This is a genomic window from Shewanella sp. Choline-02u-19, assembly GCF_002836205.1.
In the GTDB taxonomy this organism is placed as follows: domain Bacteria; phylum Pseudomonadota; class Gammaproteobacteria; order Enterobacterales; family Shewanellaceae; genus Shewanella.
The window spans coordinates 2,764,449-2,777,022 of the sequence record NZ_PJBE01000013.1; the positions used below are offsets into that span (position 1 = coordinate 2,764,449).

The 12,574-nt window shown below is 43.7% G+C and carries 11 protein-coding genes; 4 read left to right on the forward strand and 7 right to left on the reverse strand.

Annotated elements, in window-relative coordinates; all coding sequences use genetic code 11:
• Positions 1-531: 531 nt before the first annotated feature.
• Together cspE and torS are read right to left on the reverse strand one after the other, a co-directional pair.
• Entirely contained in the window at positions 532-744 is a 213-nt protein-coding gene (gene cspE, locus CXF83_RS18700) for a transcription antiterminator/RNA stability regulator CspE (RefSeq protein ID WP_101093053.1), read from the reverse strand.
• Between the two features lie 571 nt (positions 745-1,315).
• A complete protein-coding gene (torS, locus tag CXF83_RS18705) occupies positions 1,316-4,345 on the reverse strand; it encodes a TMAO reductase system sensor histidine kinase/response regulator TorS (protein ID WP_101093055.1) in 3,030 nt (1,009 codons plus the stop codon).
• 243 nt (positions 4,346-4,588) lie between these two features.
• Here torS and torT point away from each other — a divergent pair, with 243 nt between their 5' ends.
• Positions 4,589-5,665, forward strand: coding sequence for a TMAO reductase system periplasmic protein TorT (gene torT, locus CXF83_RS18710; RefSeq protein ID WP_101093057.1), 1,077 nt, complete (start codon positions 4,589-4,591; stop codon positions 5,663-5,665).
• A 55-nt stretch (positions 5,666-5,720) separates the two neighbouring features.
• Here the strand turns inward: torT and torR are convergent, their stop codons facing one another.
• From torR to CXF83_RS18730, 4 genes are all read right to left on the reverse strand, one after another.
• The gene (torR, locus tag CXF83_RS18715) at positions 5,721-6,431 is read right to left on the reverse strand and encodes a two-component system response regulator TorR (RefSeq protein WP_101093059.1); all 711 of its coding nucleotides are present in this window, start codon (positions 6,429-6,431) and stop codon (positions 5,721-5,723) included.
• 205 nt (positions 6,432-6,636) lie between these two features.
• The gene (locus tag CXF83_RS18720) at positions 6,637-7,374 is read right to left on the reverse strand and encodes a TorF family putative porin (protein ID WP_101093061.1); all 738 of its coding nucleotides are present in this window, start codon (positions 7,372-7,374) and stop codon (positions 6,637-6,639) included.
• Positions 7,375-7,487: 113 nt separating this feature from the next.
• Entirely contained in the window at positions 7,488-8,315 is an 828-nt protein-coding gene (locus CXF83_RS18725) for an ion transporter (RefSeq protein WP_101093063.1), read from the reverse strand.
• Between the two features lie 407 nt (positions 8,316-8,722).
• Positions 8,723-9,019, reverse strand: coding sequence for a winged helix-turn-helix domain-containing protein (locus CXF83_RS18730; RefSeq protein ID WP_101093064.1), 297 nt, complete (start codon positions 9,017-9,019; stop codon positions 8,723-8,725).
• 162 nt (positions 9,020-9,181) lie between these two features.
• On the opposite strand from CXF83_RS18730, the gene CXF83_RS18735 reads away from it, so the two are divergent.
• Genes CXF83_RS18735 through CXF83_RS18745 form a run of 3 tightly spaced genes read left to right on the forward strand, consistent with a single transcriptional unit; the run spans position 9,182 to position 12,043 of the window.
• On the forward strand, positions 9,182-9,961 hold the full coding sequence (locus CXF83_RS18735) for a PH domain-containing protein (protein WP_232775147.1): 780 nt from the start codon (positions 9,182-9,184) through the stop codon (positions 9,959-9,961).
• Complete coding sequence (locus tag CXF83_RS18740) at positions 9,951-11,459, forward strand: PH domain-containing protein (RefSeq protein WP_101093066.1); 1,509 nt, start codon at positions 9,951-9,953, stop codon at positions 11,457-11,459. The genes CXF83_RS18735 and CXF83_RS18740 overlap by 11 nt, the downstream gene beginning before the upstream one ends.
• 2 nt (positions 11,460-11,461) lie before the next feature.
• Positions 11,462-12,043, forward strand: a complete 582-nt coding sequence (locus CXF83_RS18745; protein ID WP_101093068.1) for a DUF924 family protein — start codon at positions 11,462-11,464, stop codon at positions 12,041-12,043.
• 38 nt (positions 12,044-12,081) lie between these two features.
• Here CXF83_RS18745 and CXF83_RS18750 read toward each other — a convergent pair whose 3' ends face one another.
• Positions 12,082-12,525: a universal stress protein gene (locus CXF83_RS18750; RefSeq protein WP_101093070.1), complete on the reverse strand. Its 444-nt coding sequence runs from the start codon at positions 12,523-12,525 to the stop codon at positions 12,082-12,084.
• Between the last annotated feature and the right edge of the window lie 49 nt (positions 12,526-12,574).

Here is a 12,574-nt window from a genome sequence, read left to right on the forward strand (position 1 = left end):
AAATCAAGTAATTTGAGGACGAGAAATAGGTGCCGAGAGTAAGGATAATATTCGAGGGTCAATTCTGGGACGACTATATGACAACGTGGAATACAGGCAAGAGTAGATTTTGGCTGCCGTCTACAGCAAAGTTTATCAACACATATGACTAAACACATACCGCCAAGCCGATACTAGCTTCAAGCTAGCTCACAACCCTCTTTTTATTCTGACTCATTTGCTTTTTTATACGTATTATACCAATTGCATTAAGCATCTGTGTATTCAGTAGCAATAGCTCATGGTTTTCACTTCTGCTTTTCATTGAACCACTGCAGTCTCACCGATGCGCTTTGATTTGAAAATGGGTGAATGTGGCTGAGTTGACGACCTATTTAATCTAATGGGGATTAGAACAGAATTATTTTCTTTTAAACGCAAAAAAGCGAACCTAAAGGTTCGCTTTTTTTAATAACTAAAGAAAATTTAACTTTTCTTCAATTATTTAAAGTTGACTCAAACAGTAATTAAACTCTTTGTGTCGACTTTCGACTAGATAGCAACTACGTTAGCTGCTTGTGGGCCTTTTTGGCCTTGCTCTAGGTCGAAAGAAACTTTTTGGCCTTCAGCAAGAGTCTTGAAACCCTCTGAAGTGATAGCGCGGAAATGTACGAATACGTCAGCGCCGCCATTGTCTTGAGTAATGAAGCCAAAACCTTTGTCTTCGTTAAACCATTTTACGATGCCAGTAGTTGAGTTAGACATTTTATGTCCCTTATATTTAGTGGAGAATTAATAAATCTATCGCGAAAGTGCGATGTGCTGAGAGCTTGAATTATTAAATGTTACGATGAAGCTAAGGGAAACACAGATGATACAACGATAACGCAGAATCTGAAGCTTTACTTTTACTTGATGTTTCATTAATAACTCTGTATGCCAGAGCAAGGCGTACTTTACAGCACTTTGAGATATTGTAAAGCTTTTATTCATAAAAGATGAAGAGATACTATAAAAATTGAAAATCATTACCAATGTCGCATAGCTTTCAGTTTAGCCGCACGACTAAACTCAGTTCAGATGCTTGATGCTCTAAAGTCATCCTCGTAGCAATAGTACCCGCTCTATTTAGCTGCACTCACTATATACCCATTCTACTTGAAGATGCAGGATGCAGGTAGAACGGGTATAGTCGTGTTCGTGAATATAGTATGAGTGTACCGCTGTCAGCTTCGCTTAGCCTTGGTAAGGATAAACATCTTAATCTGCTGAGATGAGGAACCCTGGATGCTTTGATAACAAATATCTTCTATGTCTGCGCCTTTAACTAACAGTTCTACTGCGCTTCTTCCTGCTCGTCTAGCCACAATGATAATGCCTCCATCGAGCGCTGCCATAACGCTAACAACTGTTGATGTTGCTGCAGGTACTCTTCAGCCGTTACTTTTAATTGTTCGATATCACCACATGTCGTTGCCAGTTGCGTTAACCCCATGCTGGCGCTGCTGCCTTTTAGTGCATGTAATATTCGCTCGAAATCCTTAGGCGCTGCCGCTAAAGTTGCCATATGTGCTTGGCTAGAACCACGGTAAAGCTCAAACAGCTCAACCACAGCCTCTTTACCTAAGTAACTCATATCTTGCGTTAGCAGCGTGCCATCTAATAGTGCTAAGTTCACATGAGGCATAGCCTTAGATCCGGGCGCAGTTTCGAGCAGTGGTGCAATAGCTGTCGTTTGCGATGTCGCCTCGGGCGTAGCATTCAATTCATCAATCTCTTTTGCTCGTCCAAGCCAAGCGGTTAACGCCTTCATATCAAGCGGCTTCATTAACACCAAATCAAAGCCTTGCTGTTGATAATTTTCCATATCTTCTACTTGCAGTTGAGCGGTAAAGGCCGCGATCGGCAGAGAATGGCCTATCTGTGCATTAATCTGCTGTAACTCTTCAAGCAGAGTCATCCCCGAGCCATCGCCGAGTTGAATATCAAGCATCACCGCATCGTAATCACTGGCACTTATAGTTGTGTAGGCCTGCCTTGCAGCCTCACAACTAGTCGCTAACACGGAATCATGGCCAAGATGTGCTAAAAACCCTTGCGCAACCATCGCATTAATCTTGTTATCTTCCACCACCAACACCCGTTTAGAGCTAACAAGTACGGCTTGTAGCTGCTGGGCCATATCAGGTTCCACACACTCTGTAAGCGGTAATGAAAAACCAAAGCTACTGCCCTGAGTAACTTGGCTTGTTACCCATAAAGCCTTTGAGGCTTCAGCACCCGCACTCATAAGTTCGACCAGCTGTTTACTGATAGCAAGCCCGAGTCCTGTACCACGATCGCGGCCTTTACTGGGCTCGTTACTGTAGGCTTTAAAGAGTTTTGTCATGGCACTGCAATCAATGCCTACACCGCTGTCTTGTACTTTAAAGGCCAGTGCACCTTGTTCAACCATCACGCTCAATTCAACAGTGCCTTGCGGAGTGAATTTAATGGAATTACCCAACAAATTAAACAGTACTTGACGTAATTTTGGACCGTCTAAATAGACCCACTTTGGCAGGTTTTTATAGTTTGCCACTAATGTCAGGCCTGCCAAACCTGCGCCAGCAAGCATAATGGCTGTAACTTCATCGAGTAACTCAGCAAGATCCACAGCTCGAGGCTCATTAGCCAGCTTACTTTGCTCAAGGCGGGAGAAATCCAATATGTCGTTTAACAAGGTTTGCAACAGCGTTCCACTGTATTGTGATAATGCCAACATCTGCCGTTGTGATGGCGGTAGTTTTGAGTGACCAAGCAAAGTTAACGTACCAAGCAGACCATTTAGCGGTGTTCTAATTTCATGGCTCATAGTGGCCAAAAATAATGACTTTGCTTGGTTAGCCTGCTCTGCCATATCACGGGCTAATACATGCCCTTTGGCTTCTTTATCTAGCTGAACATTGGCCTCAGCCAGCTCTAATGTACGCGCCTCAACGGTGGCTTCCAATGCTTGTTTATGTTCAAACAGCTCTGTAGCAGTATCACGTAGTTCGGCTTGTAGTTTAAGGTTATGTTCGGTCTTCTGCTTAAAGGCTTTAATCGCGCTGGCCATTGCCGCTAATTCATCATCACCTTCAGTATCGATGGTCACAGCAGTATTGCCAAGACTCAACTGCGCCAATGCGGTTGTGGCCGCATTGAGTTTGAGTGCTATGCCTTGATAGATCACTTTGTAGACAACAAAGGCGATAACCAGCAGCATCAACAAGCCTGTCAGCAACAAGCTCACCTTAGACCAACTCAGCTGATTAAGATAATCGACTCTGGCCTTATCAGCTTCCACACGTTGAATGTTCATCGCCGTATCAACGGCACCATTTAGCGCATCTAATTTATCGGTAAGGGCTTGTAGTTTTAACTCTTGCGCTTGATTTAGTTGAGTGTGTTGTTTTTGCAGCAATATACTCTGGGGCAACGTCTGTAAAATACGGACTTGTCTTGCAAAAGCTTTCGATCTTACAGGGTCACGAATAATATTAGATAAGCTGGTCAAGGAGGCAAAGTAGCGTAATCCAGCATCTGATGCCGGATCATTCAAACCTGAAATGGATACCCCGAGTTCTCTCAGCTGACTATCGTTTTTAGCTAACGAATTAAAAATGCCACTATCTAACTCTGGAGATTGAAACACTTGCCCCATCAAAGCAATATTATGCACAATTTTAAGGGCACGATTCAGGCGCTCTTGAATATCGAGATCTTGTTCAATCAAGGTATCGAGCAACTTTGAGGTTTGCTCTACTCCCACGGCTTGCGGATATGCCAAACTGATTTTGGATAAGATACCCGAGTCAACGATGGCTAACTCTGCCAATAACAAGTCAGTGCTTTCGTTTGACGCGTCCACCAGCGCTTTACCTTGGAGCTGTAATTGATAAGCCGCCAAAATCCGCTGTCCCACTTGCTCTCCAAGACGCGACAAATCGAGAATGATATCCGATGCACTCTGTTCAAGGCTTAAGTCAAAGTTTACATTCAAGGCTTTTAACGCACCAATCGCGTTAAGCATTGCGGCGCTATTAATCGACAGTTTACGACCGACCAACTGCCGCTGAGACTCAAACTCAGATTGTCCAAGTAATTTGGCATTTTCGGCCAATGCATTACTTGATAATACCAACTGACGCGCCGCCTCTGATGCTGGTAGTGCTTTATCGTAAAGGTATTTATCGGCTTGCTGTACCCAGTGCAAACTTAAGCTGCCTAACGTCACCAGCAGCAATAACAGCAGTGCCAATAAACTAAAGGCCAGCATTAGGCGACCTATAAGGCTCTTTCTTGATAAAGATAGTCTGGGTCGCGATGATGGAGTCAAATACAAAGCACTCACTCTTTTACGTTATGCTGTTACAATATTGACTCACACATTAATACCAATTGCATTAAATAGGTAGTCAATTCAGAAACACTCAAGCTTTTCAATTCAAGACGCCTTGACCAGATAATGGTTAATCCTTTGTGAGCCGACGAAAGCAGAAGTGCAATGTCTGAACGCTCCCCATAGGCTGGATTTCAACGCTGACTTAATGCAATTGATATAACATGAATCAAGGGTATGTTAATTATGGCAAAACCATTCCAATTGTGGGTAAAAGTATTACTCGCACTATTGCTTGCCAGTCCATTTGCGGAAGCGGCCATATCGGTGCCCTCTTGGTCACTTGAACAAAGATTGCCTTTCGATAACAAAATCCAACACAGCACAGAGGTGCAATATACGCCGCTGACTAACGCTAAAAAAGACTGGCGTATTTGTGTGTTAATGCCTCATCTAAAAGACAGTTATTGGACCGGTATTAACTATGGCCTAGTACAACAAGCAAAGAAGTTAAAACTGCATGTAGAACTATTTGAAGCAGGTAGCTATTACGGCTTAGATAAACAATTAAGCCAACTCGATAACTGCATGAAGCACAATTTTGATGCCATATTACTCGGGGGAGTTCGCCCTGATCTACTTGAATTTTACAAGCCACCTATTAACAAACCTATTATTGCGCTGGTCAATCGCCTTGACCATAAACAGGTCACCACACGGGTAGGCGTTAACTGGTATCAAATGGGCTTTCAAGCAGGGCAATTTATTCGCCAGCAAACAGATAAAACCACCCAAGTCAGTTCCCAAGTCGCGCTACTTGCCGGCCCCGATAAACAAGGTGGCAGTGGTTTGGTTGAGCAAGGGTTAACAGCGGCTCTAATCGGCAGTAAAGTCAGTATATCAGCAGTACGTCACGCTGATAACAATCGCAACTTATATCGCGATGAAATGGAGGCGTTATTAAAGACACAAACGCCGCAGTATATTCTGGGTAGCGCAGTCGCTATCGAGGCGGGCGTTTCAATTTTAAAGCAGTACCAGCTTGAACATAAGGTCAAATTAGTCAGCAGCTATCTGTCCCCCGCAATACTCAGAGGGATCTATCGGGAGCGGGTTGAGTTCAGTAACGATGATTTGGTCGTCGTGCAAGGCATGCTTGCCATTGACGTTGTAGTGAGGGAACTGCAAGGTGCTAAACCCTTTGGCGATATTGGTCCCAAAATACAAAGCCAAGTCATTGGAAATATTCATCCACAGGTGTTAAAAACCAGCTTAGCTCCGGCCGACTATTACCCTATCTATCGAGTAAACCCAGAAAATTAATACCTAACGGAGCCTATAAACTGCGGCAAGTAAAACCGTGAAATATTAACAGCCCCTAGTCTTTCACCTTCGCGGCAAACAGATAACCTTCGCCATGTACGGTGACAAATAACTCTGGAGATAACTTGTTGCGCAGGCGTCTGATAATCACATCGATAGTGCGATCATTAACGTCCTGATTACGGTGACTGGTTTGCTGCATTAATCGGTCGCGCGACAACACTTGCTGTGGGTGAAGAGCAAAAGCAGTCAATAGTTCAAACTCTGCTTTAGTGAGTTTAATAATCTCACCACTGCAAATCAGTTTTCGGCTATTGAGCTCTAATACATAGTCATTAAAGGCAATAATATTGTCATTGGGATCAGCTTGTGCGCTACTCTCAGTAATCGCTTTTTGAACCAAAGAGATACGCCACAATAAGTTTTTAACCCGCACCAGCAACTCCCTTAACTCAAAGGGTTTGGTCACGTAGTCATCGGCGCCCATCTCTAAACCAACAATTTTATCGATGGTCTCATCACGGCCAGTCACCAGTATGATCCCTACATCGCCGCGACTGCGTAGTTCACGCGCCAAGCTTAGGCCATCGGTTCCGGGCAAGTTAATGTCGAGCATCACTAAATCAATATGCTGGCGATTAAATTCATACCACATCTGCTCACCATCTTGAGCTTCAAGGACTTGATAGCCCTCTTTCTCAAAATAGCCTTTTAATCTAGCCCGAATGACCGCTTCGTCATCGACAACTAGCACTCTGTAGCCCATACATCACCTCAACCAACACGCATTTATTTATCTAACAGCGGCATGCGAATAACCGCTTTATCGCTCTTAACGCCACATCATATACATAATTAGCCGCTAATACACTTACAGCGATCTCAATCTGCCGCAAGAGGTCTTGGTTTCAGCTTCAATAACAAAAAAGCCGATTCTGTAGAATCGGCTTTTCAATATAGGTTCGGTAGGCTTAGAAACTCTTACTTAAGCCAAAGACAACGCGATCATCAAAGATCTCAGTTTGTGTGCCATAGACTAAGTGTGACTTATCAACTGAACTTCCGTGGTAACGAAGATCAAAGACTAAACCGACATAGCTCGCTTCGACACCCAAGTTCCAGTGTGTCCAACCTTCAGCACCTTCACCGTCTAGGTCTTGGTAGCCCATTGATCCAGATACTTTAATGCCGTTATTAAAGTCATAACTTGGATGCACGGCGTAGTTAACCCCTTGCCAACCATCAACACCAAACCAATCATCAAGAGTGGGAGTCACTTCTAGCGTGACATTCGCTTGACCAAATTGCTTACCGACTTTAATCCATAATTCGGTGTAGTTAGAATATGATGCACCGGGATAAAGATATGAAAACACCATCACGTCGTAAGTAAAACCGCTATCACCGAAGCCACCAGCTTTACCGATGTAAGGCGCAGTGACAATCTCTAGGTTAGGATCGGCAAACTTGACGTTTGATGCAAAAACACCGGTATACCAACCCTCATCACTGCCCCAACCTAACGTGCCTTGCACTACGGGAACATCGCCATCCATCGTTTCAGACTCACCGCGGAAAACATAATCAGAGGCAAACTTAACGTTACCACTGAGCTGGCCACCAAACAGGTCATTATTGTCAGCAGCAAATGCAGTTCCCATGGTCGTAGCCGCTAAGCTTACAAACATTAAAGCGTGTGCAGTTTTCATATTCATCATCTCGTTATGTTATTTGAGACAAAGGTTACTCCCAAGTTATTAATAACTTTGGCAGTAGTTGTTAACCAAAAAATTAACTATATGAAAAAATATGAACGGCGAAGTTAGCCCGCCCTCTGCAATAGTAAGCATTTCAGCTCTTCGATTTGTACTTTAAGCTCAGCGACGTCCGCAACACTAGCAGGCTTTTCATCATCGCTTAACTCTGCTTCTTCTTCAGCGCGCATGGCTGCGGTTTCTTGCGTCATCACATCCAGCACCGCGCCCACCATCATATTCAAAAAAACAAATGCAGTCAGAAAGATAAAGCTTAAATAATAGATCCAACTCAGTGGGTAGACCGCCATGGTTTCGTACATCACCGACGTCCAAGACTCAAAAGTCGATACCCTAAACAGGGTTAACATCGCCACTGACACATCGCCCCATAAGAAGTCGTTGATATCCGCAAACAACATGCTACCGATAGCGCCGTAGATATAAAAAATCACGAACATCAAGAGTGCGATGTAACCCATTCTCGGTATAGCTTTAAACAATGCATTCACCAGCATTCTAAGCTCTGGGATCATCGACACTAAGCGTAATACTCTGAAAATACGCAGTAGTCTTGCCAGCAAGATGGCCGAACCACCAGCCGGAATTAAACTACCTATAACAATAATGGTATCGAAGATGTTCCAGCCGCTACTGAAAAAACGTTTCGGGCCATCACTGGCGAGAAAACGGATGATAATTTCAATCGCAAAGAACACCGTGATGCCAATATCTAGCAGCAGTAATCCCTTCTCCATCCAATTTGGCAGGTGATATGTGTGCGCGCCAATCGACAATGCTGACACTAAGATGACGAAAATAACAAAGCCCTGAAACGCTTTGCTGTTATCAATTAATTTTAACTTTGATTGTAAAACGGAGACATTGGCGAGCACTTACAGTTCCCTCAAGTAGAACGAAAATAGATGTGTAAAAGAAGCTGATTATCCCTTAATGCACAAGGATCGCGAAGTTTAATCAGTAACAGTTAATTTGACCTTAATTAATCGCAGTTAATTTTGCACTAGCTGTGCGCTGGCAAAACGTTAATTACCACGTATTGGTTACCGCGGTTAGTACAGAGTTGAAGTGTTAACCGTAAAATGTTGTGTGCCACTGCAGTGGTGAAATATTGAATGCTTGCTTAAAGGGCTTCCGATAAACGCTCTCCGAACCAGATAGAAAGCAAAAAAGGTACAATTCAGCGATTAATCAACCATTAATCACTGAATTGTACCTTTTGTGAGGCTTAACCAAGCCACTCAGTGTTGAGCACTGTCGCCAGCATAATTTTGAAGTAAAGTTACCCCAGTTCGGCTTCAATTAACGCCAAGTGTTCGCCAACCCAAACTCGGTTGATCGGCCCCCAGTCATTAATTCGGTAGTAGCCAGCGTTATTACGCTCACCATCTTGTACAAATTCACACTCGATACCCAGATCGGTAAAAGCCGCGATGGCATCTTGCAGGGTTCTGCGGGGCATACTTGTCAGCTTATGCAGCGACAGTAAATTGTGCTGCTCATGCTCAATCTGATAAGCGATGTAGAGCTTTCGATAAAAGGCTATTTGCTGTTTTGACGCCACTTTTTCAGTGTTCATGTATATCGCTCAAGCAGTAAGGTAATTAATTTGTATTATATGGCCTTTGATCTCTAAAACAAAATGTAGCCAAATATGTCTCAGGCTGGTGATTTATCACCGCATACTGATATAGTCGATTGAGGAACTGCGTCTTACATACGTCATATAATGAGTAATGAAATGGAAAATTCACACTTGGCTACTGATACAACATCTTCAGCAGCTAAAGCTGATACTGCAACAGCTGATCTCCAAAACCAACAAATGAGCGCTTTGAATCAACAGCACTCAGATTACCAGCAGCATAACACTGTCAGCCAAGCACAGTGGCAAGGGTTCGACCAAATCCCACTGCAGCCCATTGATGAGCGTCACTATACACAGGTGCTTTATGAGTCCTTATTTGTCGCGGTAATTATCTTTAGTGGTGCAACCTTAGGCATTATTTTACCTGCTGCATTGAGTGTCGTAATGGCTGTTGTGGTGTTAACCACGCTATTACTGTTACTTAGCAGTATTACCTACCTGAGGTATTTACAAGCAAAAAAGCTTAGCTACGCGGTTTGTGAGCATGAGTTTATTATGGAGCAAGGTTTGTGGTGGCAACAACGTACGTCCTTACCCTACTCTCGGCTGCAACACGTCAGCCTTTCTCAAGGCCCACTAGAGAGACACTTTAACCTGTTCACCTTAAAGTGCTTTAGTGCTGGCAGTGGCAGTGCTGAAATAGAACTCCCAGGTATTGAGCAACATACTGCTGAACATCTGCGCCAACACCTACTTGCTCAAGCGGCGAAGGTACATTTAGCCGATCCTCAGACCTCTGACGTTGAGACGATTACCGCTGGTTCTGAAGCGACTGATGTTGAAAATGTGAGTGTTGAGGCTGATGCTGTAACAGCAGATGCTATAAGCCCAGAGGCCACCGCTAAACAAGCAGAGGCTCATCATGACCAATAAGTTTTCACAGTGGTCATCGCTGTCGGCTTGGTCTGTTATTAGCTTTACCCTGTTTGCTATTAAACAAGTCTTTAGCAGTGGCTATGCATTAATCCCTGTGGTTTACACTGGTTGGAATCAAGGATTCAGTAGCCCCTGGGTGATTGTGGTCGCCGTACTGAGTGTTTTGAGTATTCTTATTTATAGTGTGCTGCAATGGCTAAAGTTTAGATTTAAAATTGACAAGGATAAGCTCAATATTAAACACGGTGTCATCTTTAAAAAAGTCGATGAGATCCCCTTCAATAAAATTCAAAATGTGCGCTTACAGCAGCCATTATATTTTCGCCCAATGGGGCTTTATAGCATTGTGGTTGAAACAGCAGGCTCAAAAGGCAATGAAGCTGAGCTTTCAGCACTCGATTACAAAGAGGCATTAGCGTTAAAAAAGCGCTTAATGGCAGAGCAGGATCAGCACAGCCAAACCGCTAACACAGAGGCTATCTCCAATGAAGATTCAGAGAATCAACACAATATCGTTGCTCGTAAAAGCCTAAAAGAGTTAGTGCTATTTGGCCTATATCAAAATAACGCAATTTGGTTGGCCGTTATTCTTGGGCCTATTTTTGGCCAACTAGATTGGGAGTCGATGGAAAACCTGCAATCGATGCAATCATTTTGGGCTTGGTATGATACCAATATAGCCGTTAGCATGGTGTTGCAGTTGGCATTCGCGATGTTTGCGTTGACGCTATTCTACTTACTGTTTTCATTGCTCTCTATAGCGTCCGCAGTCCTTAAATACTCTCCTTATCGCTTAACCCGCAGTGGCAATACGTTACATCGCACTGGTGGCATCATCGCCAAACAAAACGATGCATTGGCTATAAAGCGTATTCAGGTGGTTAAGTTTTATCAGCCACTAGTGGGTCGACTTTTTAAATTATGGACCGTGTATTTTCAACAAGTAAAAGGTCATGAAGTTGAGCATCGAGGCAGTAACAATATGTTAGTGCCATCAATGAATCGCAATAATATTCTTGAGCTACTCCCCAAGCTTAAAGGTATTGAAGCGACATCAACCCAGTTACCCCATCGCTATCAACATATCAACCTAGGTTGGTTTTGGCGCCGTGGCTGGTTGCCTTTATTAGTTCCGGCCATCAATACTTATTTCCACGGTTTGGATATTTTCGCTGAGATATTGTGGGTCGGTGCAAGTATTTTTTGCTTAGGGATCTACCTTAGATATCGCCAATATGGCTATGTAATAGAAGGTGATAATCTTTGGTTCCATTCTGGTCTATTGGGCCATAGCTGGCAACTTATCGCATTAACCAAAGTGCAGCATGTCGCCATTACCCAAAGCCCGAATCAAAAACGTAGTCAGCTGGCTAATTTAGAAATTGGGCTGGCCAGTGGCAATATTAAGCTACCCTATATAACAGTAGAAGATGCCCGCCATATCGCCGAGCGCTCTCTTACGCTTATTCACAATGATCACCGCAACTGGATATAATTATGAGCCCACAAAACAGTCATCCATTAGCAGAGCAGACGCCTGTGACACCCAATACCATCCTGACCTTTTGGTTTGAAGAAATTGAGCCGAAACTATGGTGGGTAAAAGACACAGAGTTTGACGCTTTGATTAAGCAGCGATTCGAAGGTGTTCTAACTCAAGCCATGGCCGGTGAACTCTACCATTGGCGAGCGACTCCAGAGGGGCGTCTTGCCGAGATTATCGTGTTAGATCAATTCTCGCGTAATATCTACCGAGACACACCGCAATCTTTTGCCGCGGACCCTATTGCTCTAGTATTAGCACAAGAGGCAGTCGCCTTAAATAGTGATAGCGAACTGAAAGCCAAGCAAGTGCCGTTTTTATTAATGCCATATATGCACAGTGAGTCACTGCCGATACATGAGGTTGCGATGCGATTATTCAGTCGTGAAGCTGCGCAAGGCAATCTCGAATTTGAGCGTCGACATAAGGCTATTATTGAGCAGTTTGGTCGCTATCCACATCGTAATGCAATTTTAGAACGCAGCTCTACTGAAGCCGAAATAGCCTTTTTAACTCAGCCAGGATCGAGCTTTTAAGCGCTAAATAGCATACGTTCTAATCCACGCAAAAGGGCTTATTTAACCACTAATACTGGGCACTTTGCTTTATAAGCTAAAGCTTCGCCGATATTGGGATTGAGCAGATGCGAAATCCCCTGTCGTCCATGACTCGCAATAACAATCATACCAATCTCGCCTTCCTCCGCTTCTGCCAGAATTTCTCTTAGTACCAGTCCACTGCGAATAACGGTTTTAACGGTCAGCCCTGCATTAAGCTCTTGCTGCACTTCGAGCTGAATTTTCATTAAGCTTTCAGTCGCAAACGAGGTTATCTGTTGCTCAAGTTCAGCAGCAGATTCTACCGCTAGCCCATAATGATGATCACTGAATGGTTCACTCACTACGTGTAACAACCGAACACCAACCCCATATAAATTAGCCATTTCCACCGCATAACTTAGCGCATGCGACGCCGTGATAGAAAAGTCTGTAGGACATAATATTTGACGAGATCGCATAGCGACTCCTTAATCGAATTTAACACCTTAGCCGCAATGCTAACCTTAT

Excerpts from the sequence above, each read along its gene's own strand:
- cspE (WP_101093053.1), bottom strand. The coding sequence starts at position 744 with ATGTCTAACTCAACTACTGGCATCGTAAAATGGTTTAACGAAGACAAA.
- torT (WP_101093057.1), top strand. The coding sequence starts at position 4,589 with ATGGCAAAACCATTCCAATTGTGGGTAAAAGTATTACTCGCACTATTG.
- torR (WP_101093059.1), bottom strand. The coding sequence starts at position 6,431 with ATGGGCTACAGAGTGCTAGTTGTCGATGACGAAGCGGTCATTCGGGCT.
- CXF83_RS18720 (WP_101093061.1), bottom strand. The coding sequence starts at position 7,374 with ATGAAAACTGCACACGCTTTAATGTTTGTAAGCTTAGCGGCTACGACC.
- CXF83_RS18730 (WP_101093064.1), bottom strand. The coding sequence starts at position 9,019 with ATGAACACTGAAAAAGTGGCGTCAAAACAGCAAATAGCCTTTTATCGA.
- CXF83_RS18735 (WP_232775147.1), top strand. The coding sequence starts at position 9,182 with ATGGAAAATTCACACTTGGCTACTGATACAACATCTTCAGCAGCTAAA.
- CXF83_RS18740 (WP_101093066.1), top strand. The coding sequence starts at position 9,951 with ATGACCAATAAGTTTTCACAGTGGTCATCGCTGTCGGCTTGGTCTGTT.
- CXF83_RS18745 (WP_101093068.1), top strand. The coding sequence starts at position 11,462 with ATGAGCCCACAAAACAGTCATCCATTAGCAGAGCAGACGCCTGTGACA.
- CXF83_RS18750 (WP_101093070.1), bottom strand. The coding sequence starts at position 12,525 with ATGCGATCTCGTCAAATATTATGTCCTACAGACTTTTCTATCACGGCG.